The 22,038-nt window shown below is 65.9% G+C and carries 24 protein-coding genes; 15 read left to right on the forward strand and 9 right to left on the reverse strand.

The window, feature by feature from the left end; all coding sequences use genetic code 11:
• Positions 1–12: 12 nt before the first annotated feature.
• The gene (locus AC6LJY_RS03200; RefSeq protein ID WP_046803775.1) at positions 13–987 is read right to left on the reverse strand and encodes a sialic acid TRAP transporter substrate-binding protein SiaP; all 975 of its coding nucleotides are present in this window, start codon (positions 985–987) and stop codon (positions 13–15) included.
• A 133-nt stretch (positions 988–1,120) separates the two neighbouring features.
• On the reverse strand, positions 1,121–1,855 hold the full coding sequence (locus tag AC6LJY_RS03205; RefSeq protein WP_046803774.1) for a FadR/GntR family transcriptional regulator: 735 nt from the start codon (positions 1,853–1,855) through the stop codon (positions 1,121–1,123).
• 167 nt (positions 1,856–2,022) lie between these two features.
• On the opposite strand from AC6LJY_RS03205, the gene AC6LJY_RS03210 reads away from it, so the two are divergent.
• From AC6LJY_RS03210 to pyrF, 3 genes are read left to right on the forward strand one after another with little or no spacing between them, the layout of a single operon-like run.
• A complete protein-coding gene (locus tag AC6LJY_RS03210) occupies positions 2,023–2,421 on the forward strand; it encodes a diacylglycerol kinase (RefSeq protein ID WP_006221640.1) in 399 nt (132 codons plus the stop codon).
• Between the two features lie 48 nt (positions 2,422–2,469).
• Complete coding sequence (locus AC6LJY_RS03215) at positions 2,470–3,789, forward strand: NAD(P)/FAD-dependent oxidoreductase (protein WP_498135284.1); 1,320 nt, start codon at positions 2,470–2,472, stop codon at positions 3,787–3,789.
• A gap of 7 nt (positions 3,790–3,796) precedes the next feature.
• Positions 3,797–4,615, forward strand: a complete 819-nt coding sequence (gene pyrF / locus AC6LJY_RS03220) for an orotidine-5'-phosphate decarboxylase (protein ID WP_120156969.1) — start codon at positions 3,797–3,799, stop codon at positions 4,613–4,615.
• Here pyrF and AC6LJY_RS03225 read toward each other — a convergent pair.
• The 6 genes from AC6LJY_RS03225 to ribBA all read right to left on the reverse strand — a co-directional run bounded on the left by AC6LJY_RS03225 (position 4,599) and on the right by ribBA (position 9,068).
• Entirely contained in the window at positions 4,599–5,174 is a 576-nt protein-coding gene (locus tag AC6LJY_RS03225) for a CinA family protein (RefSeq protein ID WP_046803773.1), read from the reverse strand. The two genes, pyrF and AC6LJY_RS03225, sit on opposite strands and share 17 nt — an antisense overlap.
• Positions 5,171–5,677 carry a phosphatidylglycerophosphatase A family protein gene (locus tag AC6LJY_RS03230; RefSeq protein WP_046803772.1) on the reverse strand — a complete coding sequence of 169 codons (507 nt, stop codon included), beginning with the start codon at positions 5,675–5,677 and terminating at the stop codon, positions 5,171–5,173. Before AC6LJY_RS03230 ends, AC6LJY_RS03225 begins: the two co-directional genes overlap by 4 nt.
• Positions 5,678–5,767: 90 nt before the next feature.
• The gene (thiL, locus tag AC6LJY_RS03235; protein WP_314363262.1) at positions 5,768–6,733 is read right to left on the reverse strand and encodes a thiamine-phosphate kinase; all 966 of its coding nucleotides are present in this window, start codon (positions 6,731–6,733) and stop codon (positions 5,768–5,770) included.
• A 139-nt stretch (positions 6,734–6,872) separates the two neighbouring features.
• Positions 6,873–7,382: a transcription antitermination factor NusB gene (nusB, locus tag AC6LJY_RS03240; protein ID WP_006227614.1), complete on the reverse strand. Its 510-nt coding sequence runs from the start codon at positions 7,380–7,382 to the stop codon at positions 6,873–6,875.
• Positions 7,351–7,881 (reverse strand): 6,7-dimethyl-8-ribityllumazine synthase, encoded by a 531-nt coding sequence (ribH, locus tag AC6LJY_RS03245; RefSeq protein WP_046803770.1) that lies wholly within the window; start codon positions 7,879–7,881, stop codon positions 7,351–7,353. The genes nusB and ribH overlap by 32 nt, the downstream gene beginning before the upstream one ends.
• The gene (gene ribBA / locus AC6LJY_RS03250; RefSeq protein WP_498135285.1) at positions 7,878–9,068 is read right to left on the reverse strand and encodes a bifunctional 3,4-dihydroxy-2-butanone-4-phosphate synthase/GTP cyclohydrolase II; all 1,191 of its coding nucleotides are present in this window, start codon (positions 9,066–9,068) and stop codon (positions 7,878–7,880) included. Before ribBA ends, ribH begins: the two co-directional genes overlap by 4 nt.
• A 148-nt stretch (positions 9,069–9,216) precedes the next feature.
• Here ribBA and AC6LJY_RS03255 point away from each other — a divergent pair, with 148 nt between their 5' ends.
• The 9 genes from AC6LJY_RS03255 to AC6LJY_RS03295 all read left to right on the forward strand — a co-directional run bounded on the left by AC6LJY_RS03255 (position 9,217) and on the right by AC6LJY_RS03295 (position 19,195).
• Complete coding sequence (locus AC6LJY_RS03255) at positions 9,217–10,053, forward strand: HAD-IIB family hydrolase (protein ID WP_498135286.1); 837 nt, start codon at positions 9,217–9,219, stop codon at positions 10,051–10,053.
• A 13-nt stretch (positions 10,054–10,066) separates the two neighbouring features.
• Positions 10,067–10,882, forward strand: a complete 816-nt coding sequence (locus tag AC6LJY_RS03260) for an IclR family transcriptional regulator (RefSeq protein WP_046803767.1) — start codon at positions 10,067–10,069, stop codon at positions 10,880–10,882.
• 155 nt (positions 10,883–11,037) lie between these two features.
• Positions 11,038–12,036 carry a phosphate/phosphite/phosphonate ABC transporter substrate-binding protein gene (phnD, locus tag AC6LJY_RS03265; protein WP_046803766.1) on the forward strand — a complete coding sequence of 333 codons (999 nt, stop codon included), beginning with the start codon at positions 11,038–11,040 and terminating at the stop codon, positions 12,034–12,036.
• A gap of 6 nt (positions 12,037–12,042) precedes the next feature.
• Positions 12,043–12,813 (forward strand): phosphonate ABC transporter ATP-binding protein, encoded by a 771-nt coding sequence (gene phnC / locus AC6LJY_RS03270; protein ID WP_046803765.1) that lies wholly within the window; start codon positions 12,043–12,045, stop codon positions 12,811–12,813.
• Positions 12,810–13,694, forward strand: a complete 885-nt coding sequence (gene phnE, locus AC6LJY_RS03275) for a phosphonate ABC transporter, permease protein PhnE (protein ID WP_498135287.1) — start codon at positions 12,810–12,812, stop codon at positions 13,692–13,694. The genes phnC and phnE (AC6LJY_RS03275) overlap by 4 nt, the downstream gene beginning before the upstream one ends.
• Positions 13,691–14,515, forward strand: a complete 825-nt coding sequence (phnE, locus tag AC6LJY_RS03280; RefSeq protein WP_498135288.1) for a phosphonate ABC transporter, permease protein PhnE — start codon at positions 13,691–13,693, stop codon at positions 14,513–14,515. Before phnE (AC6LJY_RS03275) ends, phnE (AC6LJY_RS03280) begins: the two co-directional genes overlap by 4 nt.
• A 217-nt stretch (positions 14,516–14,732) precedes the next feature.
• Positions 14,733–16,391: a CYTH and CHAD domain-containing protein gene (locus tag AC6LJY_RS03285; RefSeq protein WP_498135289.1), complete on the forward strand. Its 1,659-nt coding sequence runs from the start codon at positions 14,733–14,735 to the stop codon at positions 16,389–16,391.
• A 368-nt stretch (positions 16,392–16,759) separates the two neighbouring features.
• Positions 16,760–16,954, forward strand: a complete 195-nt coding sequence (locus AC6LJY_RS03290) for a hypothetical protein (protein ID WP_104141982.1) — start codon at positions 16,760–16,762, stop codon at positions 16,952–16,954.
• A 36-nt stretch (positions 16,955–16,990) separates the two neighbouring features.
• Positions 16,991–19,195 carry a phosphocholine-specific phospholipase C gene (locus AC6LJY_RS03295; RefSeq protein WP_498135290.1) on the forward strand — a complete coding sequence of 735 codons (2,205 nt, stop codon included), beginning with the start codon at positions 16,991–16,993 and terminating at the stop codon, positions 19,193–19,195.
• Positions 19,196–19,315: 120 nt separating this feature from the next.
• Here AC6LJY_RS03295 and ftsY read toward each other — a convergent pair whose 3' ends face one another.
• Complete coding sequence (gene ftsY, locus AC6LJY_RS03300) at positions 19,316–20,407, reverse strand: signal recognition particle-docking protein FtsY (RefSeq protein WP_498135291.1); 1,092 nt, start codon at positions 20,405–20,407, stop codon at positions 19,316–19,318.
• Here ftsY and AC6LJY_RS03305 point away from each other — a divergent pair.
• From AC6LJY_RS03305 to coaD, 3 genes are all read left to right on the forward strand, one after another.
• Entirely contained in the window at positions 20,290–20,538 is a 249-nt protein-coding gene (locus tag AC6LJY_RS03305) for a hypothetical protein (RefSeq protein ID WP_498135335.1), read from the forward strand. The two genes, ftsY and AC6LJY_RS03305, sit on opposite strands and share 118 nt — an antisense overlap.
• Positions 20,539–20,849: 311 nt before the next feature.
• Positions 20,850–21,416: a 16S rRNA (guanine(966)-N(2))-methyltransferase RsmD gene (rsmD, locus tag AC6LJY_RS03310; RefSeq protein ID WP_498135334.1), complete on the forward strand. Its 567-nt coding sequence runs from the start codon at positions 20,850–20,852 to the stop codon at positions 21,414–21,416.
• Positions 21,417–21,474: 58 nt separating this feature from the next.
• Positions 21,475–21,978, forward strand: coding sequence for a pantetheine-phosphate adenylyltransferase (coaD, locus tag AC6LJY_RS03315; RefSeq protein ID WP_046807920.1), 504 nt, complete (start codon positions 21,475–21,477; stop codon positions 21,976–21,978).
• Positions 21,979–22,038 lie beyond the last annotated feature (60 nt).

A 22,038-nucleotide genomic window follows, 5' to 3' on the forward strand; every position in this document is an offset into this window, starting at 1 on the left:
GCGTACCCGGACTTACTTCACCGCCTGGATCTTTTCCCAATCCGATTTCTGATAGCCGTACTGCTCGAACGGCACCTTCTCCAGCACGGTCTTGCGGAAGTCGTCGATGTTGACTTCGGCCACGTTCAGACCGCGTTTCTTGAACACTTCAACCATCTTCTTTTCGCTGGCGGCCACTTCGGCCGACGCCTTTTCGGCCGCCTGCTGCGAGACTTCGGCGAAGATCTTCTTGTCTTCGTCGGACAGGCTCTTCCACAGCTTGCCCGAGATCACCGTGTTCAGGTGATCGACGATGTGGCCGGTCAGCACGATGTTCTTCTGCACCTCGTAGAACTTCTTGGCCTCGATGGTGGTCAGCGGGTTCTCCTGCGCTTCCACGGTGCCGTTCTGCAAGGCCAGGTAGACCTCGGCGAATGCAATGGGCGCGGTGTTGGCGCCACAGGCACGCGGCATGGCCAGGTAGGCGGCCACGTCGGGCACGCGGATCTTCATGCCCTTCATTTCAGAGCACTTGGTGAAGGCGCGGTTGGACGTGGTCTGGCGCGTGCCGTAGTAGGTGGTGGCGACGATGTGGTTGCCGCTTTTCTGGTCGTAGCCGCCCGTCAGCTCTTTGTAGATGTCGCTTTTGGTGTAGGCGATCAGGTGCTCGGGGTTGCGGAAGGTGTAGGGGTAGTAGGTGACGCCGATACGCGGGAAGCTCTTGGCGGCGAAGCTGGAGCCGGAAATGATCATGTCCACCGTGCCCAGGGTGAGGCCCTGGTTGATGTCGTTTTCCTTGCCCAGCTGAGAGGCGGGATAGACGTCGATGTGATAGCGGCCGTTGGTGCGTTTTTCGATTTCCTGAGCCGCCCACACCGACGAGGTATGGAAGGGTTCGGAGGTCTCGTACACATGCGCCCATTTCAACTTGGTTTGCGCCAGCGCGCTGCCACTGACGGCCAGCGCGACGGCGGCAAACAGCACTTTGATAGCGTTGCCTTTATTCATGTTGTCTCCTCTCTTTGAGGTAGCGGGCGCGGCGCAGGATGGGGTGGCCGACCCGCCTTATGTTTCACATCGGAATTTCACATACGTGGTGCACCTTGGTACTGCGACTGCGACTGTGAGAACCCCGGCGGCGTCAGGACGCCGCCGGTTCTTTGCTATCGATGCGCATCGTCTCGGCCGCGCCCGGCCAACTGGCGGTCAAGCGGTCGAACGAGCAGGAAAGATGGTGATGCATGGCCGCGCGCGCGGCAGGCTCATCGCCCGCCGCGATGGCGGTGATGACGCGGCGGTGCTCGGTGATGGCGACGGCCCAGCTGTCCGGGTTTTCAAAGTAGTCGCCCAGTTTCACGGACAGGGGGTTGTGGCGTTCGTCGAACAGTTCGCCCACCACGCGCACCAGCACGGCGTTGTTGGCCATTTCGGCCACGCGCAAATGAAACAGCCGGTCGCCGCGGATGGGCACAAAGCCCGCGCGGGCTTCGTCTTCCATGGCGCCCACGGCTTCCAGCAGGCCGTCGACCAGCGCCGGCGTGGGGCTGCGGGCGGCCTGGGCGGCAAGTTCGCCTTCGATGGTCCAGCGGGCGCGGATGGTTTCCAGGGGGCTTTCGGCGGTCAGGCTGGCGCGCGGCGAGCCCGACAGGCTTTGCACGTACACGCCCGACCCCATGCGCACTTCCACCCAGCCTTCGACTTCCAGCGCGATCAACGCCTCGCGCACGGACGGGCGCGACACGCCCAGCTTCAGCGCCAGGTCGCGCTCCGGCGGCAAGCGCGCGCCCACGGGAAATTCGCCCGCTTCGATCAGCAAACGCAGCTGGTCGGCGATCTGGCGGTACAAGCGGCGCGGCTCGATGGTCTGGATCGGCATGGTGGGTGGGGTGAAACCGGACGGGTAAAGTGGCCTTACCAATTGACCAGAATCCTGCGCCTGCCGGCCATGCGTCACAATTAGGGTTTGCCCATAGGTTCGCGCCGCGTCACGCGGGCAACCCATATCTGTTAAAAAGCCGCCACACCCGGCCTTCCTACGCGCACATGACCCACGACCCGCAACACTCGCCCTTCAAAAGCTCCGGCGGCTTGCGCCGCATCCTGAATGCGCTGCGCTACTCGTGGCAGGGCTTGCAGGCGGCCGTCAAATACGAGGCGGCGTTCCGCCAGGAACTGGCCTTGGCCGTGCTGATGATCCCGGCCGCGTTCTTCCTGGGCCGCACCACGGTCGAGGTGTTCTTCCTGGTGGGCACGGTGGTGATGGTGCTGGCGGCAGAGCTGCTTAATTCCGCCATCGAGGCGCTGGCCGATGCCTTGTCCGTGGAACGCCACCCGCTGCTGGGCCGCGCCAAGGACCTGGGCAGCGCGGCGGTCATGTTGCTGCTGATTTTTGCAGGCGCCGTCTGGATCGGCGTGGCGATCAGCCGTTTCGTCATGCATTGAAACGGTCAGCATCCCGTGGGGGATGCGGCCGTCTTTATACTGGGAGCCATGATGCCTAATTCGACGTCAACACGCTCTGAACGCATCGTCATCGTCGGCGGCGGTGCGGGTGGCCTTGAACTGGCCGCCAAACTTGGCCGGGTCCACGGCCGCCAGCACATCACGCTGGTCGACAGCCGGCCCTTCCACATCTGGAAGCCGTCGCTGCATGAAGCGGCCGCTGGCACCCTGGATATACACCAGGAAGGCCTGTCCTACCTGATGCTGGCCCACATGAACGGCTTTTCGTTCGCGCAGGGCCGCCTGGTCAGCGTAGACCGCGAGCGCCGCCAGATCGTGGTGGACGCCGTCAACGATACGCAGGGCCTGGAAGTTCTGCCGCGCCGCGAACTCGGGTACGACACCCTGGTGCTGGCCCTGGGCAGCACGTCCAACTTTTTCAACACGCCCGGCGCGGACGAACACGCCGTCACGCTGGACACCACCGAAAACGCCGAACAGTTCCGCCTGACCATGCTCAAGGCCATGGCGCTGGTGGACCAGGCCAAGGTGCACAACCCGTCCGCCCGGCTGGACCTGGTGATCGTGGGCGGCGGCGCCACCGGCGTGGAATTGGCCGTGGAACTAACGGAAGCCAGCCACGTCGTCAGCGCCTACGGCCTGCCTAACTTCCGTGCCGAACGCGACCTGGCCATTACCTTGGTGGAAGGCGCGCCGCGCATTCTGTCGGCGCTGCCGGAAAAGATCTCAGAGGCCGCCACCCACCGCCTGACCGAACTGGGCATCGGCGTTGAAACCGCCTGCCGCGTGTCGGAAGTGACCGGCCACAGCGTCAAGACGGCCGATGGCCGCGAATTCCCCGCGCAGCTGTGCATGTGGGCCGCCGGCATCAAAGGCCCGGCCCTGCTGGCCGACCTGGGCTTGCCGCTGAACAAGCTGGGGCAGGTGGAAGTGAACGAACGTCTGGAAACGCCGGACCCGAACATCCTGGCCCTGGGCGATTGCTGCTCGGCGCCTTGGCGCGACGGCCGCAGCGTGCCGGCCCGCGCGCAAGCCGCGCACCAGGAAGCCGACTACCTGGCCAAGAAACTGACGGCCCGCCTGCGCCACAAAGCGGAGCCCACCGAGCCCTACGTCTACCAGGACCACGGCTCGCTGGTGTCGCTGGGGCAGGACGCCGGCGTGGGCAGCCTGATGGGCAAGCTTGCCGGACGGGGACTGTTCGTAAGCGGTACACTGGCGCGCTTGATGTACATGAGCCTGCACCTGATGCACCACAAAGCGGTATTGGGCATTTCGCGCACGGCCTCCCTTGCCCTGGCTCGCCTGCTGATGCGGCGCACGCGCCCCCGGGTCAAACTGCACTGAACTCCCCATGAATTTCCTGCAAAAACTCGAACACGCCTGGACCTCCAGCAACTCGCTTCTGCAAGTGGGCCTGGACCCCGACCCCCAACGCTTTCCGCGCGAATTGCAGGACAAGCCGGATGCCATCTTCCAGTTCTGCCGTGACATCGTCGACGCCACCGCGCCGTACGCTTGCAGCTTCAAGCCGCAGATTGCGTACTTTGCCGCGCACCGCGCCGAAGACCAATTGGAAGCGCTGTGCCAGCACATCCGCGACAAGCATCCCGACCTGCCGATCGTGCTGGACGCCAAGCGTGGCGACATCGGCTCCACCGCCGAGAACTACGCGCGTGAGGCGTACGAACGCTACCAGGCGCACGCGCTGACGGTCAGCCCGTACATGGGGCTGGATTCCGTCGAGCCCTACCTGGCGTGGCGCGACCGTGGCGTGATCGTGTTGTGCCGCACGTCCAACCCGGGCGGTTCGGATCTGCAATTCTTGAAGATGGATAACGGCGAACCGCTGTACCTGCACGTTGCCGGTCTGGTTGCCGACAAGTGGAACGCCAACGGGCAATGCGGCCTGGTGGTGGGCGCCACGTTCCCGAACGAATTGGCGGCGGTGCGTCAGCGCATTGGCGACGCCCTGCCCCTGCTGGTGCCGGGCATCGGCGCGCAAGGCGGCGACATTACCGCCACGGTGAACGCCGGCGCCAACGCGGCGCGCAGCGGCATGATGATCAACTCATCGCGCGCCATCATCTACGCCAGCGGCGGCGACGACTGGCGCGAAGCCGCCGGCCAGGCCGCCAAGGGCCTGAGGGACGCCATCAACGCAGTGCGTTGATTTCCTGATCAGCCCCCACGAATTCCAGCAAGCCGCGTAACGCAAACTCCACGGCGGCCTGACGCACTTGCGTACGGTCGCCAGGAAACACGTGGGTGGCGGCGCGGCTGGTGATGCCGTCGCCCACCCGCATCGCAAACCCAAACGACACCATGCCCACCGGCTTGCCCGGCGTGGCGCCCCCCGGCCCCGCAATGCCTGTCGTGGACACGGCCACGTGCGCGGCGGGCGCAACCAGCAACACGCCGTTGGCCATCTCAAGCGCCACGGGTTCGCTGACCGCGCCAAAGTGATGCAGCGCGTCGGGAGAGACGTCCAGCTCGGTCACCTTGGCATCGTTGCTGTAGGTGACGAAGCCGCGTTCGAACCAATCGCTGGAACCCGCCACCGACGTCATCGCGCCTGCCAACAGCCCTCCGGTGCACGATTCCGCCGTGCCCAGCATCCAGCCATGGCGCCGCATTGCGTCGCCCAGCCGCTCGGCCAAGCCGGCCAGTGTGGCTTCCGACAACTGCGCCGCCGACAGATTCGAACGGGTATTTCCTTGCAGTTCGCTCATCCCAAGACTCCTGTGCGCGCGACCAGCACCATGACCAACAGGGCATAGCCCGCCGCGACGATATCGTCCCACATGACGCCAAAGCCACCCTTGATATGGGCGTCGAAGAACTTGATGGGCGGCGGCTTGACGATGTCGAACGTGCGAAACAACGCAAACGCCAACAACTGCGACAACCAACCCGCCGGCGTCAGCCACAGCACCAGCCAAAACGCCACCATCTCGTCCCAGACCATTCCGACATGATCGGCCTGCCCAAGTTCACGGCCTACGCGATGGCAAGCCCAGCAGCCATACAGAAAGGCCAACGCCAGGAACACGCCAATCGCCAGGTCGGATGCCGCGGGCGCGGCGGCAACCCAGATGCCCCAAGCAAGTAGCGTGCCCCACGTGCCCGAGGCCGGCCGGATCAGGCCGCTGCCCAGGCCAAAGGCGATCAGGCGGCCAGGGTCACGGCACACCCACCCAAGCGTGGGATACGCAGCCCGCGAGCGTTCGCGCATGGACGGGGAGGACTTATCGGAAGAGGACATGGTGCCTGGGCCGCTTGAAAGAGGAAAAGGAAAACGGAAACCGGAATCGGCTATTCACATTCAAGCCGCCGGAAAATGATCGAAGCCGGCGGGCAGGTCGGCCAGCGGCTGACCTTGCGCATCCAACACGCGCAGCCCGGGTTGGGCCAGTGTGTGGCCAACGCGCGTCACCCGCGCTTGCGCCTGATCGGCGGCCTGTTGCACGGCCTCGCGCCGCGCGGCGGGCGCGGTAAAGCACAGCTGATAGACGTCGCCCCCGCCCAATACGGCGCGGCGACGCGGCGCATCGTCCAGCGCCGCCAAGGCGGCGGCCACCGGCATGCGGGCATATTCCAGGTTGGCGCCCAGGCGGCTGGCGGCCAGGATGTGCCCCAGGTCTTGCAGCAAGCCGTCCGACAGATCGATGGCGGCGTGGGCAATGCCGCGCAGCGCCAGACCCAGCGGCACCTGCGGTTGCGGCCATTCCAGCGCGGGGCGGGTTGCGGCCAGCAAGGCGTCGTTGGCGGGATACTGGCCGTCCAGCAATCGGTAGGCGACATCCGCCGCGCCCAGTTCGCCCGACACCCAGATATCGTCGCCCGCCTGCGCGCCGTCACGCCGCAATGCCTGCCCGGCGGGCACCGCACCGAACACCGTCACGCTGATGGCCAGATCGTGCGCGCTGCGGGTGGTGTCGCCACCGATGAGCGGGCAGCCGTGGGCATCGGCCAGTGCATGGAAACCATCCGCGAAAGCAGCCAGCCAGGGTTCGTCCAGGCGCGGCAAGGCCAGGCCCAGCACGCACCCAATCGGGCGCGCGCCCATGGCGGCCAGGTCGGACAGGTTCACGGCCAGCGCCTTGTGGCCCAGGGCGCGCGGGTCCACGTTGGAAAAGAAATGCCGGCCTTCCAGCAGCAGGTCGGTGCTGGTGGCGACCTGCTCGCCGGGCGGCACGGGAAACAACGCGCAGTCATCGCCCACGCCCAACAAACCCACAGGCGCGGTGCGGGTGAAATAGCGCGCGATCAAGTCAAATTCGGACGCCACGGCAACTCCGAGACGCCGGCCGGCGGCCGGCTGGAAAACACATAAGAAAGGGGTCAGGCGCGGACCACGCCTGGCGCACCGTACAACGATGCGCGCAGGGCAGCCCGCGCCTGACCCCTTAAGAGGCCATCAGGCGGGGTCAGCGTCGCTGCTGCGCCGCCGCCTGGACCTCGTTGGCGCGCACGTCGGCAGCCAGTTTGTCGAGCACGCCGTTGACGAACTTGAAGCCGTCGGTACCGCCGAACGACTTGGCCAGTTCAACGGCTTCGTTGATGGCAACCTTGTACGGCACTTCGACATGATGAATCAGTTCGAAGCTGCCGATCAACAGGATGCCGTGCTCAACGGGCGACAACTCGGCCAGCGGGCGGTCGACATAGGGCGTGAAACGCTCGCGCAGCGCCGGGGCTTCGCGCAGGACACCATGCAGCAAGGTCTTGAACCATTGCGCGTCGGCCTCGGAAAAATCCTCGGTGTCGCGCAGATGGGCGTCGATCTCGCCGGCGTCCTGCGTGCCTTCGCCGCCGCGCAGCAGCCACGCGTAAACGCCTTGCAGCGCGAATTCGCGTGCACGGCGGCGTGCGCTGCGCGCGTTGGCGCGGGCTTGCGCCGCGCTATCAGCGCTGGTCGTCGTCTTCTTCGTCGTCAAAATCTTCGTCCTCGTCGTCTTCGTCTTCGTCTTCTTCCTCGGGTTCCAGCGCCGCCACCAGGTTGGCCATTTCAACGGCCACCTGGGCGCAATCGCGGCCCTTGCCGGCGGCGCGGGCTTGCGCCTGCTCGTCGGTGTCGACGGTCAAGACGCCGTTTGCGACGGGGATGCCGGTTTCCAGGGAGATACGGGTGATTGCAGTGGCCGTTTCATTGCTGACCACTTCAAAGTGATAGGTCTCGCCACGGATGACGGCGCCAAGCGCGATCAAAGCGTCGAATTCAAACGTTTCGGCCATGTGGGACAGGGCCACGCCCAGTTCCAGGGCGCCCGGGACGGTGGTGACCATCACGTCGCGTTCGTCCACGCCCAATTCGGCCAATTCCTTCAGGCACGCTTCGAGTTCGGCCTGACCGATTTCTTCGTTGAAGCGAGCGCGAACGATGCCGATGTGCAGCCCTTCGCCGTTCAGGTCGGGGGTAAGGATGTAAGGGTTCATGTGTCGGCCTTAAGTGTTGCGGGAGTATTCTGCGGGTCGCAATCGTAACCCGTAATGGTCAGGGAGAAGCCCGCCATGCTGGGCATCTTGCGGGGCCGGGCCAGGAGCCTCATCTGGCCCACATTCAGGTCACGCAGGATCTGCGCGCCGATGCCATAAGTGCGCAAGCCGAAGCGGTCGGTGCTGGCGGCGGCGTCGGCCTGGGCCTTGGGGTCGCTCCAGCCAGCAATCTGGCCAAACAGGTGTTCCGTGGACGACTGGCAGTTCATCAGCACCAGCACGCCGGCCGGCGCGGTGGCAATGGCTTCCAGGGCCTTCGCCACGCCCCAGCTATGCGGGCTGGCGCCGGTGTCCAACACGTCAAGCACGGAAGCCGGTTCATGCACGCGCACCAGCGTTTCGACGTCGGGAGAAACGTTACCATGCACCAGCGCCAAGTGGGCGGAGCCGGTGGCGGCGTCTTCGTAGGCCACGGCCTCGAAGGTGCCCCAGGCCGTCTGCATGGGCCGCTTGCCCACGCGCTTGACGATGGATTCGTGTTCGCTGCGGTACTGGATCAGGTCGGCGATGGTGCCGATCTTCAGGTTGTGCTGGCGGGCAAATTCCACCAGGTCCGGCAAGCGGGCCATGGTGCCGTCGGGCTTCAAGATTTCGCAGATGACGGCGGCGGGCGTCAAGCCGGCCATGGCAGTCAGGTCGCAACCGGCTTCGGTGTGGCCGGCGCGCACCAGCACGCCGCCGGGCACCGCGCGCACCGGGAAGATGTGGCCGGGCTGGACCAGGTCGGACGGCTTGGCATCGCGCGCCACCGCCACCTGGATGGTGCGGGCGCGGTCGGCGGCCGAAATACCGGTTTCAACGCCTTCGGCGGCTTCGATCGACTGTGTGAAGTTGGTGCCGTAGCGCGTGCCGTTGCGGGCCGCCATCATGGGCAGCTCCAGCTGGCGGCAGCGTTCTTCGGTCAGGGTCAGGCAGACCAGGCCGCGGCCGTGGGTCACCATGAAGTTGATGGCTTCGGGCGTGACGAATTCGGCGGCCATGACAAGGTCGCCCTCGTTTTCACGGTCTTCTTCGTCAACCAGGATGACGATGCGGCCGGCGCGAAGCTCGGCGATGATCTCGGCAACTGAAGCGATACCGAAGGATTCCGGCTCGGAGCCGGGCAAAGAGGACAACTGGACGGACATGGCGGGCACGCAAACCAGGCGGGAAAGCCCGGATTTTACCGCCCCTGGGCCCAGAACCCCTATTGGTCTGCAAGAAGCCCGTTCGGCGGGGGTCATACGGTTAAACTTTCGCCCGGAGATCCCCCTTAAAACTCGAAGGAAAAACCTCATGCAAGCCCTTGCGGCCATGCCTTTGACCGTGGCGGCGGCGGTTCGCGTCGTCCTGACCGACATCGACGACACGCTGACCACCGATGGCCGCCTGCCGGCCGACGCCTACGCCGCGCTGGAACGCCTGGAGGCGGCTGGTATCCAGGTAGTGCCCATCACCGGCCGCCCGGCCGGCTGGTGTGACCATATCGCGCGCATGTGGCCGGTGCGCGCCGTGGTGGGGGAAAACGGCGCGTTCTACTACGCGTATGACCGCCAGGCCCGCCGCATGACGACCCATTACTGGACGGACGCCGCCTCGCGCCAGGCCAGCCGCAAGCGGCTGGACGCCATCCGCGACCGCGTGCTGACCGAGGTGCCGGGCTGCGCGGTGGCCAGCGACCAGGATTACCGCGTGGCCGACCTGGCCATCGATTTCTGCGAAGACGTGCCCGCCCTGCCCGATTCGGCCGTCAGCAAGATCGTCCAGATCTTCCAGGACGCCGGGGCGCAGGCCAAGGTCAGCTCAATCCACGTGAACGGCTGGTTTGGCGACTACGACAAGCTGACCATGACGCGCACGATGTTCCAGCGGGAATTCGGCCAGGACGTGGCCGACGCGCTGGACAGCACGCTGTTCATCGGCGATTCGCCCAACGACGAGCCCATGTTTGCGTACTTTCCGATTTCGGTCGGCGTGGCGAACATCCAGGCGCAATTGCACCGCCTGAAGGACCGCCCCGCGTTCGTGGCCGCCTATCACGGCGGCACCGGGTTCGTCGAAATGGCCAACCGACTGCTGGCGGCGCGCCAGCAACCGCAGGCCGCGCAATCATCCCCAGCCCGATCGGCATAAAAGCAGACACACCGTGGCCACCTCCAAGACCCCCGCGGCGCCCGCCAATGATGGCCGCCGCAGCATCCAGTCCATCGAAGTGGGCGTGCCGTTGTTGTCCGCCCTGGTCGACGCCGGCAAGCCGCTGACCCTGCGCGACCTGGCGGCGGGCGCCGGCATGACGTCCGCCAAGGCGCACCCCTATCTGGTCAGCTTCATCCGCGTGGGGCTGGTGCAGCAGGATGCCGTTACCGGCCAGTACGAGCTTGGCCCCTTCGCCTTGCAGATGGGGCTGGTCAGCCTGCAACGGCTGGACCCGGTGCGCATCGCCATGCCGGAGATCGCCAAGCTGCAATCGGACATCGGCCACACGCTGGGTATCGCCGTGCTGGGCTCGCACGGCCCCACGATGATCCACATGACCGAAGCCAGCTACCCGGTGCACGTGAACATGCGCAAGGGCACGGTGATGTCCATGCTGCACACCGCCACGGGGCTGGTGTTCGCGGCGTGGCTGCCGCCCAAGGTCAGCGAACACTACATCGCGCGCGAAGAAGGCGACACCGCCGTCATCGCCAGCGTGCCGCCGCCGCGCAAGGCGTCGCGCGCCAATATCGAAGCCCAGCTGGCCGACATCCGCGTGCACGGCATGGCGCGCGCGCTGGGCAACCCGCTGCCGGGCGTGGATGCGCTGTCGGTGCCGGTGTTCGACAACACCGGCAACATCGTGCTGGCACTGACCAGCCTGGGCCCGACGGGGCTGTTCGATGTGTCGTGGGACGGCACGATTGCCAAACCGCTTTTGGCCTGCGCGCACGAAATCTCGCGCAAGCTGGGCTATCGGGGCTGATCCCCCGGCCTGTGTTCGCAAACAAACGAACATAAAGCGAACAATTCGAACAAATCCCGAAAAGAAAGGCAGGGACTTTCCCAGGTGTGCCTGTCCCCTCTTGTGTGTTTGAATTCAGCAAATATTCAAATTCATCCCAAAGAGGAGACAAAACCATGCACGCGATGCGTCTAATGCAAGCGGCCGCCCTGGCCGCGTTCGCCGTTGGCGGTTCGGCCGCCAACGCCGCCGACACCTGCTCGAACCGTGGCGATCTGGACCAGATGTACTGCGACGCCAACAAGGATCTGGTGGCGGACACACCCTCCGACGCCTCCAAGCTGAAGACACCGTCGACCCTGGTGTTCACCTACACCCCGGTGGAAGACCCGGCCGTTTACGAAGACATTTTCAAGCCCTTCACCAAGCACCTGTCCGAATGCACGGGCAAGCGCGTTGTGTTCTATCAGGTGCAAAGCAACGCCGCTGAAATCGAAGCCATGCGCTCGGGTCGCCTGCACGTGGGCGGCTTTTCGACCGGCCCCACCGCCTTCGCCGTGAACATTGCCGGCGCGGTGCCGTTTGCCGTCAAAGGCTATGCCGACGGCTTCCAGGGCTACAACCTGATCGTCATCGTCAAAAAAGACAGCCCCTACCAGAAGCTGACGGACCTGAAGGGTAAGAAGCTGGCGCACACCGCGCCGTCGTCGAACTCGGGCCACATGGCGCCCGTGGCCCTGTTTCCCAAGGAAGGCCTGACGCCGGACAAGGATTACAAGGTGATCTTCTCGGGCAAGCACGACCAGTCCGTCATGGGCGTCAATTCCGGCGACTACGACGCCGCCGCCGTGGCGTCGGACGTGTTCAAGCGCATGGTTGAACGCGGCCAGGTCAAGGAAGCCGACTTCCGCGTCATCTACCGTAGCGAAAAATTCCCGACTTCGTCGTTCGCCTACGCGCATGACCTGGAGCCCAAGTTCCGCGACCAGATGCTCAAGTGCTTCTACGACTACCGCTTCCCCGCGGAAATGTCCAAGGCCTTCGATGGCGCCGACCGCTTCTATCCGGTGACCTACCAGAAGGACTGGGCCATCGTCCGCCAGGTGGCTGAATCGGGTGGCGAAAGCTTCAACCGCGCCGCCTACGACCGCGAATCCGCCAAGAGCAAGAAGTAATCCAGCATGACGACGTCGCTACGCATTTCCGGCCTGGTCAAGGAATACCGGGCCGGCCGGCCGGTTCTCAATGGCATCAACCTTGAAATCGCCGGCCAAGGCCTGACCGCCATCATCGGCCCTTCCGGCACCGGCAAAAGCACGCTTCTGCGTTGCATCAACCGGCTGATCGAACCCACCCAGGGCGAGATCGTGTTGCAGTCCAAGGAAGGCGCCGTGGACCTGGCCCGCGTGCGTGGCGCGTCGCTGCGCCGCGCCCGCCGGCGCATCGGCATGGTGTTCCAGGAATACAACCTGGTCGAACGCCTGACCGTGATGGAAAACCTGCTGACGGGCCGGCTGGGCTATACCTCGGCGCTCAAGGCCTGGATGCGCCGCTTTGAGCCCGAAGACATCGAGCACGCCTACAAGCTGCTCGATACCGTTGGGCTGGCCGGTTTTGCCGACCAGCGCGCCGATGCGCTGTCGGGCGGCCAGCGCCAGCGCGTGGGCATCGCCCGTGCCCTGATGCAGCGCCCGCAGCTGCTGCTGGCCGACGAGCCGACCTCGTCGCTGGACCCGAAGACCTCCGTTGAAATCATGGAGCTGCTGTCCGACCAGGGCAGCGCCACCGGCATCCCTGTCATCGTCAACATCCACGACGTGGAACTGGCGCGCCGCTACGCCACGCGCATCGTCGGCATGTCCGGCGGGCACGTGGTCTACGACGGCGACGGCCAGGGGCTGGACGCCACCATGCTCAAGACCATCTACGGAGGCGAGTCTTGGCTGGAATGACGCCCCCCCGGGGCAGCCGCCCCTTTGCCATGTCCGGGCGCGCCAAGGCGGGCCTGGTGTTGCTGGTGATCTACACCCTCTATGCGGGCGCGCAGCTGGATTTCAGCTGGGCGCGCTTTGAAACCGGCATGGGACACGCGTCGACGTTTCTTTCGCGCATGTTTCCGCCCAATTTCGAAAAGCCCGCCACCTTGTGGAAGGGCATCGCCGAAAGCCTGGAAATTGCCGTGCTGGCCTCGGTGCTGGGCATTCTGTTCGCCCTGCCCGTGGGCCTGCTAGGCGCGCGCAACATGATGCCCGCCTGGGTGTCCTGGCCCGCGCGTTCGCTGGTGGCCCTGTGCCGCGCGCTGCACCCGGTCATCGTCGCCATCCTGTTCGTGAAAGCCGTGGGCTTTGGCGCGCTGGCGGGCATCCTGGCGCTGACGGTGGCGTCCATCGGTTTCATCGGCAAGCTGTTCACCGAGGCCATCGAAGAGATCTCGCTCAAGCAGGTGGAAGCGGTGCGCGCCAGCGGCGCGTCGTTCGCCAACGTGATCATCTTTGGCGTGCTGCCGCAGGTGTTCGCGCGCTTTATCGGCTTTGCCACCTACCAGTTCGACTCAAACCTGCGCAACTCCACCATGGTGGGCATCGTGGGCGCGGGCGGCGTGGGCGGCACGCTGTTCTCGGCGTTCCAGCGCTTTGACTACGACTTCGTCAGCGCCATCCTGCTGACCTTGATTGCCATCATCATGCTGGGCGAAATCATCGCGGGCTTCGTGCGCGCCGTATTCCTGGACAACCTGGGGTTCGACCGCATCCTGCAAGGCCGCTTTGCCGGCGCGCGAGGCATCGGTACCGGCAAACCGCCGGTGGCCCGCAAGGCGGAGGTGGAAGAATGAACGCCCACGCCTCAAGCCTGAATCCGCCCGGCTCGCCGCGTGTGTGGCAGCGCTACAGCATGGGCCAGCGGCTGCTGCGCTTTGCGCTGTACCTGCTGGTGGTGGCAGCCATCGCGCAGGCCATACGCGGCGTGGAGATCATACCGGAATTCCTGTATGACGCGCCCGAGCAGATGGCCGACCTGTTCCGCCGCATGTGGCCGATCGACTGGGCCTACTACCCGGACGGCGTGCACAACGCGCTGATCGAAACGCTGCACATCGCCACCCTGGGCACCATCCTGTCCGTCTTCATGGCGGTGCCGGTGGGCCTGCTGGCGGCCAACAACCTGACGCCCAGCAAAACCATCAACATGCTGGCGCGATTGATCCTGGTGTCCAGCCGCTCGGTCAATTCGCTGGTATGGGCGCTGCTGTTCATCGCCATCTTCGGACCGGGCGCGCTGGCCGGCACGCTGGCGATTGCGTTCCGCTCGATCGGGTTCGTGGGCAAGCTGGTGGGCGAAGCCATCGAGGAAGCGCAGCGCGGGCCGATCGAAGCAGTTACCGCCACGGGGGCCAGCAAGGCGTCCGTGCTTTGGTATGCCTACTGGCCGCAGATCCGCCCGGCGTTCTGGTCCATCGTGCTGCTGCGCTGGGACATCAACGTGCGCGAGTCCGCCGTGCTGGGGCTGGTGGGCGCGGGCGGTATCGGCATGGCGCTGGATACGGCGCTGAACCTGTTCCAGTGGGATCGCGTGGCGCTGGTGCTAGCCGCCATCTTCGTGGTGGTCGTGCTGGCCGAAATCATCATCACGCAGGCGCGCAAGCGCATCCTGTAAGCCCTGCTTCCTGATTACGCTTGTCGGTTTCCCCTGACCAGCGCTCCTTGGCGCCGCCCTTGAAAAAAGGCGGCGTTTTTCTTTTGTCCCGGCAACAGTGGCTTGTTGTGCACTGCGAATGGCGACTATGCTCGATGTGACCAAAATATGAACCGTCATCAAATCCGCCCCTTTGCTTGATTAAGATCTCGGCTTTTGCCGTCGGACACCCACCGCCATGTCGGAACAGGAATTGAAACTGCACGTGCCCGCCGCGACGCGCCAGGCCGTCCAGAACGAAGTCAAGCAACGCGACGCCACGCGCATCCGTCTGCACGCCATGTACTTCGACACGCCCGAACGCGAGCTGGCGCGGGCGCGCATTGCCATCCGGCTGCGTCAGGAAGGCCCGGACTGGGTGCAGACCCTGAAGATGCCCGGCATCAACGCCATTACGCGCATCGAACTGAACCACCCCCGCCCCGGCCCCGTGCTGGACCTGTCCGTCTATGCCGGCACCGAAGTCGAAGAGGCGCTGGGCGCAATCAAGGGCGAACTGGGCCTGCGCTATGAAACCGACGTGCTGCGGCTGCTGCGCAAGGTCCGCACCCGTTACGGCACGGTCGAACTGGCCTTCGACACCGGCATCCTGCGCGCGGGCGCGCTGGAGCTGCCGATTTCCGAACTGGAATTCGAGCTGATGTCGGGCCGCCCCGCCGCCATCTTCGCGGTGGCGCGTGGCTGGCAACAGCGCCACAGCCTGGTGCTGGACCCGCGCAGCAAGTCCGAACGCGGCGACGCGCTGGCGCAACTGGCTCACAAGCTTGCCGTTGAAGACGCCAACCCGGGTGACGATCTGGAAGCGCGCCGGGCCCAAGCCATTGCGCAATTTTGGGCACCGCGCGGCGCGGCGCCGGTCAAGCTGCGCGAAGACATGACGGCCCCACAAGCCCTGGGCCGCATCGCCGCCGAATGCCTGGACCAGATCGCGCGCAACGCCGCCGTGTTGGCCGAAGTCGATACCGAAGGCGTCTACCGCGCCGGCAATTCCGAACACGTGCACCAGCTGCGCGTGGGCGTGCGCCGCCTGCGCTCGGCCTGGAAGCTGTTCGACGGCTGGGTCGCGCCGGTGCCGGACACGCTGCTGCAAGGCGTGCGCACGCACTTTGCCGCCTTTGGCGCCAACCGCGACCAGGACGTGCTGAACGAAACGGTGGCGCCCGCGCTGATCCACGCAGGCATGCCGGTGATTCCGATGGAAGCCGCGCCGCCTGAACAGGACGCGCGGACGATTGCCGCCGGCAAGGCGTTTCAGGCCTGGCTGCTGGAGCTGCTGGAATGGAGCCTGGATGTGCCGCCCGCGTTGCCATCCGGAGGCGCGCAGGCCGTGGCCAATGGCACGCCCAGCGATGCCGCGCCCGAACCGGCCATCCGGCTGGAAGGCGGCCTGGCCGCCACCAGCGTGAAGCCCACCATCATCCCCATGCTGGCGCCCGAACCCGACCCGCACCAACTGCGCAAGCAGCTGGCGCGGCGCCTGCACCGCTGGCACAGCAAGGTGGCGGAACAGGGCACGCAGTTCGCCAAACTGGATATCCCCACGCGCCATGAATTGCGCAAGCGCGGCAAGCGGCTGCGCTACAGCCTGGCGTTTGCCGAATCGCTGCTGCCGGCCGCCAAGCTGCGCGGCTATCGCAAGCTGTTGTCCCGCGTGCAGGACGTGCTGGGCGAAATCAATGACCTGGCCGTCGCCAAGGACTATTACGAGTCGTGCACCGCCACGCATCCGCAAGCCTGGTTCGCGCTGGGCTGGATCAGCGCGCGCCTTGAAGAGCTGGCCGTGGACGCACAAAAGGCCTTCGACGCCCTGGCGAAAAGCAAGCCTTTCTGGCGCTAGGCCAGGCCACGCGCGGCTGCGCCACGCGCGTCGGCGCGGTGGCCCCTGCGTGCGCGAATCGGTTGCGGGGGCAGTGCCTGACGGGTGCGTCGGCGCCTCGGCCCGTCTACCGCATCTTCGCGACAAACGCCCGCGCGCCTTGCACCTGGACACGCATCTAGCAAGGCGTTTCAAAAAAGGGGCCAGAGTCAGCAACGGGTCAGCTTGCTGTCAATTTGTCGACATTAACGGCGTCAATACTGGATCGCTGTCGCCCGGCCGCCCTGCGCCGGTCGCATTCGTGGCCCGCAGCATCCCGCCCGACATTCGTCCTGTGTGACGGCACGACGGCCCTTGCGGGCCGTCAGCCCATCCACAACGACCGAACCATGGAAACCCAATCCCCCTTGCTCGCCCATGCAAGACGAGGCCTTGCGGCCTTATGCGCCTTGTCGCTGGTGTTCGCGCTGTCCGCTTGCGGCGGCGACGACAACGACTCTGACGAACCGGCTCCTGCTCCGCCCACCACGACGCCCACCCCGCCCGCGCCCCCTGCCGCGTGCGCGGTGCACTGCGCGCCTTGAGCCCGTTTCCCATCGATCACCAGGACAGACAAGCCAATGACGTTCGACGCATCCAAACGAAAGTTCTTCAAGACCACCGTGGGCGCCACCGCCGCGGTCAGCGCGCTGTCGATGTTTCCGCCCAGCATCCGCCGGGCGCTCGCCATTGAAGCCAGCAACGCCACCGGCACGATTCAGGACGTGAAGCACGTCGTGATGCTGATGCTGGAAAACCGTTCCTTCGACGGCTACTTCGGCACCTTCCCCGGCGTGCGCGGTTTTGGCGACCGCTTTCCCATTCCGCTGGCCAACGGCAAATCGGTATTCCACCAGACGCGCAGCGACGGCACCGAGGAATTGCCCTATCACCTGGACGCCGCGCAGGGCAACGCGCAACGCGCCGGCAGTACGCCGCACTCGTGGCCCAATTGCCAGGCCGCGTGGGACCACGGCCGCATGAACAAGTGGCCCAGCGCCAAGCAGCCGCTGTCCATGGGCTACTACGAAACCGCCGAAGTGCCGTTCCACCGCGCGCTGGCCGACGCCTTCACGCTGTGCGACAACTACCACTGTTCAATGCACGCCGGCACCATCCCGAACCGCCTGTTTTTCTGGACCGGCACCAACGGCCCGTCGGGCGACAACGTGTCGGTGGTGATGAACGAATGGAACGACGGCGCCGACGTGGGCCCGTCCACCGAAGGCTGGACGTGGACCACCTATGCCGACCGCCTGCAAGCGGCCGGCGTCAGCTGGAAGGTCTACCAGAACATCCCCGATAACTTCGGCTGCAACGAGATGATGAGCTTTCGGCACTGGCGCGCCGAGATCGAAAAAATGCCGGCGGACCGCCGCGTAACGAATCAGGGCGGCCCCGCGTACAACCCGGCCATCGACGACCAGTACAGCCCGCTGGCCAAGGGCTTTGGCAACACGATGGCCGACGGCGGCTTCCTGCAAAGCCTGCGCGACGACGTCGCGAACGGCACGCTGCCCGAAGTGTCGTGGATCATTCCGCCGGCCGCCTACAGCGAGCACCCCGGCCCGTCCAGCCCCGCCAAGGGCGCGTGGTACATCCAGGCCGCGCTGGACGCGTTGACACAATCGCCCGAGGTCTGGAGCAAGACGGTGTTCCTGGTGACCTACGACGAAAACGACGGCTTCTTCGACCACATGCCGACGCCCTCGGCGCCGTCGCGCAACGACGATGGCACGCTGGCTGGCAAGTCCACGCTGACCGACGCGCAAATGGCGTTCGAGTATTTCGACTACCCGCCCGCCACGCCCAAGCAGCTGACCGCCGACGGCAAGCCGTTCGGCCCGGGGATGCGCGTGCCGATGTGGGTGATTTCACCGTGGAGCCGGGGCGGCTGGGTCAATTCGCAAGTGTTTGACCACACCTCCGCGCTGCGCTTTCTGGAACAGCGCTTTGGCGTCGTGGAACCCAACATCAGCGCGTTCCGCCGTGCCGTGTGCGGCGACCTGACCACCACGCTGGACTTTGTGACGCCCAACAGCGCCCGCCTGCCGACCCTGTCGGGCCGCACGACCAAGACGGACGCCGACGGACTGACGACCTGGCAGGAAGCGCAGCCGGCCATCGCCATCCCCACGCAGCAAACGCTGGCCCCGCAGGCCTCGGGCACCCGCCCGTCGCGCGCACTGCCGTACGAGCTGCACACCAGCGCGCGCGAGCAAGCCCGCGAGAACCGCGTGCAGCTACTGTTCGCCAACGCAAGCGGTGCGCAAACGGCAGCGGTCTTTCACGTGTACGACAAGCTGCACCTGGACCGCATTCCGCGCCGCTACGTGGTCGAAGCGGGCAAATCGCTGGATGACGTCTGGGACGTGTCGGGCGACAGCGGCCAGTACGATCTGTGGGTGCTGGGCCCCAACGGCTACCACCGTTCGTTCTCGGGCGACTTGATGCGCGCGGCCGGCGCACAGCCCGAAATCCAGGTTTGCTACGTGCCGTGCGACGACGCCCAGGTGCAGGTGAAGCTGCACAACAATGGCACGCAGGACTGCGTCTTCACGGTGCAAGCCATGGCCTACCGCAACGATGGCCCGTGGACGGCAACGGTGGCGGCGGGACAGGTCGGCGAACTGAGCTGGCCGGTCACCAGCAGCGGCCAGTGGTACGACTTCACGGTGGGCTGCGACACCTACCCGGCATTCAAGCGGCGCTTTGCGGGCCGCATGGAAACGGGCAAGCACGGCATCAGCGACCCGGCGATGGGGCAGCTGGACAGCGGAAAATAAAACGGGACGGCGCCTTGGGCGTCGTCCCGTTTTGCGGTCCGGCGGGCGAGCGATCGGCTGCCGGATCAGCGCCGGATCAGCGCCGGATCAGCGCCGTATCAGCGCCGTATCAGCGCCGGGTCAATCCGCCAGCAAGGCGCCCGCGAATTCGTCCGCGACGAAGGGTTGCAGGTCTTCCAGGCTTTCGCCCACGCCGATCCAGTACACCGGAATCGGACGCACGCCCTGGCTGCCCGCCGCCACGGCGGCCAGCGTGCCGCCCTTGGCGGTGCCGTCCAGCTTGGTCACGACCAGGCCGGTCAGGTTGATGGCGGCATCAAAGGCGCGGATCTGGGCCAAGGCGTTCTGGCCGGTGTTGCCGTCCACCACCAGCAGCACTTCGTGCGGCGCCGATGCATCCGCCTTGCCGATGACGCGGCGGATCTTTTTCAGTTCTTCCATCAGGTGCAGCTGCGTGGGCAGGCGACCCGCCGTGTCCACCATGACCACGCCCATGCCGCGCGCGCGGCCGGCGTTGACGGCGTCAAAGGCCACGGCGGCCGGGTCGCCGCCATCTTGCGAAATGACGCTGACGTTGTTGCGGCTGCCCCATTCCACCAGTTGTTCGCGCGCGGCAGCGCGGAAGGTGTCGCCCGCTGCCAGCAGCACGCTGGCGCCCTGGCGCTGGAACGTGTGCGCCAGCTTGCCGATGGACGTGGTTTTGCCCGCGCCGTTCACGCCGGCGATCATCACCACCAGCGGCTTGGCGCTGGTCAGGTTGAAGCCGCGCTCCAGCGGCCGCAGGTGGTCGGCCAGCAACTGACGCAGTGCGGTCTTGACCTTGGCGGGGTCTTCAATGCGCTCTTTCTTGACCCGCGCACGCAGCGCGGTCAGCAGCTTCTCGGTGGCCTCCAGGCCCGCATCGGCCATAATGAGCGCCGATTCGAGTTCCTCGAACAGGTTTTCATCGACCTTCACGCCGACGAAAATGCCACCAATGCTCTGCCCCGTGCGCGACAAGCCTTGCTTCAGGCGCGACAGCCAGGAGGATTTCTTGGGCGCTTCGGGGGCCGGGGCGGGTGCGGGGGCGGGCGTCGGCGTCGACACGGGCGCCGGTGCAGGCGTTACGATCGGCGCGGGCGGCACAACCGGCGCTGGCGCGGCGGCTGGTGCTGGTGCTGCTGCTGGTGCCGGTGCCGGGGCTGGTGCTGGTGCTGGTGCGGCGGCTGGCACCGTTGCGGGCGCAGGCGCGAATGCCGAAGGGGTCTGAGGCGCGGCAGCCGGTGCAGGCGTGGACGATACCGTCGGCGCCGACATCGGCAACGGTGCACGCACGGATTCGGCGGCGGGCGCGGGCGGTGTAGCCGGTGTAGACGAGACAGCCGGCGCGCTCGGGACGGCCGGCGTTGCCACCGTAGGCGCTGCGGGCGATACCGGGGGCGTAATCTGCGGCGACGGCGCGGCAGGCGCAGGCGCGGTACCCGGAGCGGGAATCGGCGCGGGCGCCGGGCTGACTGGCGCCGGGCTGACTGGCGCCGGGCTCACGGGCGCCGGGCTGACGGGCGCGGCAACGGGTTCCGTGGGCGCAACCGGGGCGTCCACGACCTCAGGCGGCGGCGCGGGCTGGGCCGGCGCGGCGGGCGGAGGGGTTTTTTTCTTGAAGAAGCGGCTAAACATGGGTCACAAGTATATTCGTATCGTCGGGGGCCAATACAGGCGCACCCCCATCGCCGTTCCCGACGTGGAGACGCTGCGCCCCACGCCCGACCGGGTTCGCGAAACGCTGTTCAACTGGTTGAATCATCTTTGGGCCGGCGAGTTCGCCGACAAGCAGGTGTTGGACCTGTTTGCCGGCAGTGGCGCGCTGGGCTTCGAGGCGGCCTCTCGCGGCGTGGCGCATGTGCAGATGGTCGAGCGGGACAAGACCGCCGCGTCCGCGCTGCGGACACTGCGCGACAAGCTCAAAGCCGACATGATACGCATCCACGTGGGCGACGCCATGCAGGTCGCCGAACGGATGGATGCGTCCCGCTTTGACCTCATCCTGTTGGATCCGCCCTTCGGACAGGGTTGGCTGCCGCGCCTTTGGCCGATTCTGCCCGGTATCCTGAGCCCGCACGGACTCGTCTACGTCGAGGCGGAAACGGCCATCGAAGCTCCCGAAGGTTTCCAGATCTTGCGGCAGGACATGGCAGGCGCGGTCCACTACCATCTGCTGGAATTTGCTGCATTGCGGAAATAGATCAATAATCCGAGCTTCGGAGGATGGTGTACACCACTAATAACGGTACGGAGCTCGCATGATCATCGCTGTATATCCCGGCACTTTCGACCCGCTGACCCGGGGCCACGAAGACCTGGTCCGCCGTGCGGCCACGCTTTTCGACAAGGTCGTGGTGGGCATCGCCCACAGCCGCAACAAGAAGCCTTTCTTCAGCATCGACGAACGCGTTGAAATCGCGCGCGAAGTGCTGGGCCACTATCCCAACGTGGAAGTGCAAAGCTTTGGCGGCCTGCTGAAGGACTTTGTGCGCGACCAGAACGGGCGCGTCATCGTGCGCGGCCTGCGCGCCGTGTCCGACTTCGAATACGAATTCCAGATGGCCGGCATGAACCGCCACCTGCTGCCCGACGTCGAAACCCTGTTCATGACGCCGTCGGACCAATATCAATTCATCTCGGGCACCATCGTGCGCGAAATCGCCCAGCTGGGCGGCGACGTCAGCAAGTTTGTGTTCCCGTCCGTGGAACGCTGGTTGCAGGAAAAGGCCAAGGAACGCCGCGAGCAATCCTGGCCGGGCTGATCCACCGGCACGGCACCATCCCGAAGGGCGCGATTCGCGCCCTTCTTGCGCTGGGCGGGC

This window comes from Achromobacter sp. RT286_PF (genome assembly GCF_059760425.1).

Coding starts and splice junctions, on each gene's coding strand:
- AC6LJY_RS03200 (WP_046803775.1), bottom strand. CDS start 987: ATGAATAAAGGCAACGCTATCAAAGTGCTGTTTGCCGCCGTCGCGCTG.
- AC6LJY_RS03205 (WP_046803774.1), bottom strand. CDS start 1,855: ATGCCGATCCAGACCATCGAGCCGCGCCGCTTGTACCGCCAGATCGCC.
- AC6LJY_RS03210 (WP_006221640.1), top strand. CDS start 2,023: ATGACCCACGACCCGCAACACTCGCCCTTCAAAAGCTCCGGCGGCTTG.
- AC6LJY_RS03215 (WP_498135284.1), top strand. CDS start 2,470: ATGATGCCTAATTCGACGTCAACACGCTCTGAACGCATCGTCATCGTC.
- pyrF (WP_120156969.1), top strand. CDS start 3,797: ATGAATTTCCTGCAAAAACTCGAACACGCCTGGACCTCCAGCAACTCG.
- AC6LJY_RS03225 (WP_046803773.1), bottom strand. CDS start 5,174: ATGAGCGAACTGCAAGGAAATACCCGTTCGAATCTGTCGGCGGCGCAG.
- AC6LJY_RS03230 (WP_046803772.1), bottom strand. CDS start 5,677: ATGCGCGAACGCTCGCGGGCTGCGTATCCCACGCTTGGGTGGGTGTGC.
- ribH (WP_046803770.1), bottom strand. CDS start 7,881: ATGAACCCTTACATCCTTACCCCCGACCTGAACGGCGAAGGGCTGCAC.
- ribBA (WP_498135285.1), bottom strand. CDS start 9,068: ATGTCCGTCCAGTTGTCCTCTTTGCCCGGCTCCGAGCCGGAATCCTTC.
- AC6LJY_RS03255 (WP_498135286.1), top strand. CDS start 9,217: ATGCAAGCCCTTGCGGCCATGCCTTTGACCGTGGCGGCGGCGGTTCGC.
- phnD (WP_046803766.1), top strand. CDS start 11,038: ATGCACGCGATGCGTCTAATGCAAGCGGCCGCCCTGGCCGCGTTCGCC.
- phnC (WP_046803765.1), top strand. CDS start 12,043: ATGACGACGTCGCTACGCATTTCCGGCCTGGTCAAGGAATACCGGGCC.
- phnE (WP_498135287.1), top strand. CDS start 12,810: ATGACGCCCCCCCGGGGCAGCCGCCCCTTTGCCATGTCCGGGCGCGCC.
- phnE (WP_498135288.1), top strand. CDS start 13,691: ATGAACGCCCACGCCTCAAGCCTGAATCCGCCCGGCTCGCCGCGTGTG.
- AC6LJY_RS03285 (WP_498135289.1), top strand. CDS start 14,733: ATGTCGGAACAGGAATTGAAACTGCACGTGCCCGCCGCGACGCGCCAG.
- AC6LJY_RS03290 (WP_104141982.1), top strand. CDS start 16,760: ATGGAAACCCAATCCCCCTTGCTCGCCCATGCAAGACGAGGCCTTGCG.
- AC6LJY_RS03295 (WP_498135290.1), top strand. CDS start 16,991: ATGACGTTCGACGCATCCAAACGAAAGTTCTTCAAGACCACCGTGGGC.
- rsmD (WP_498135334.1), top strand. CDS start 20,850: ATGGGTCACAAGTATATTCGTATCGTCGGGGGCCAATACAGGCGCACC.
- coaD (WP_046807920.1), top strand. CDS start 21,475: ATGATCATCGCTGTATATCCCGGCACTTTCGACCCGCTGACCCGGGGC.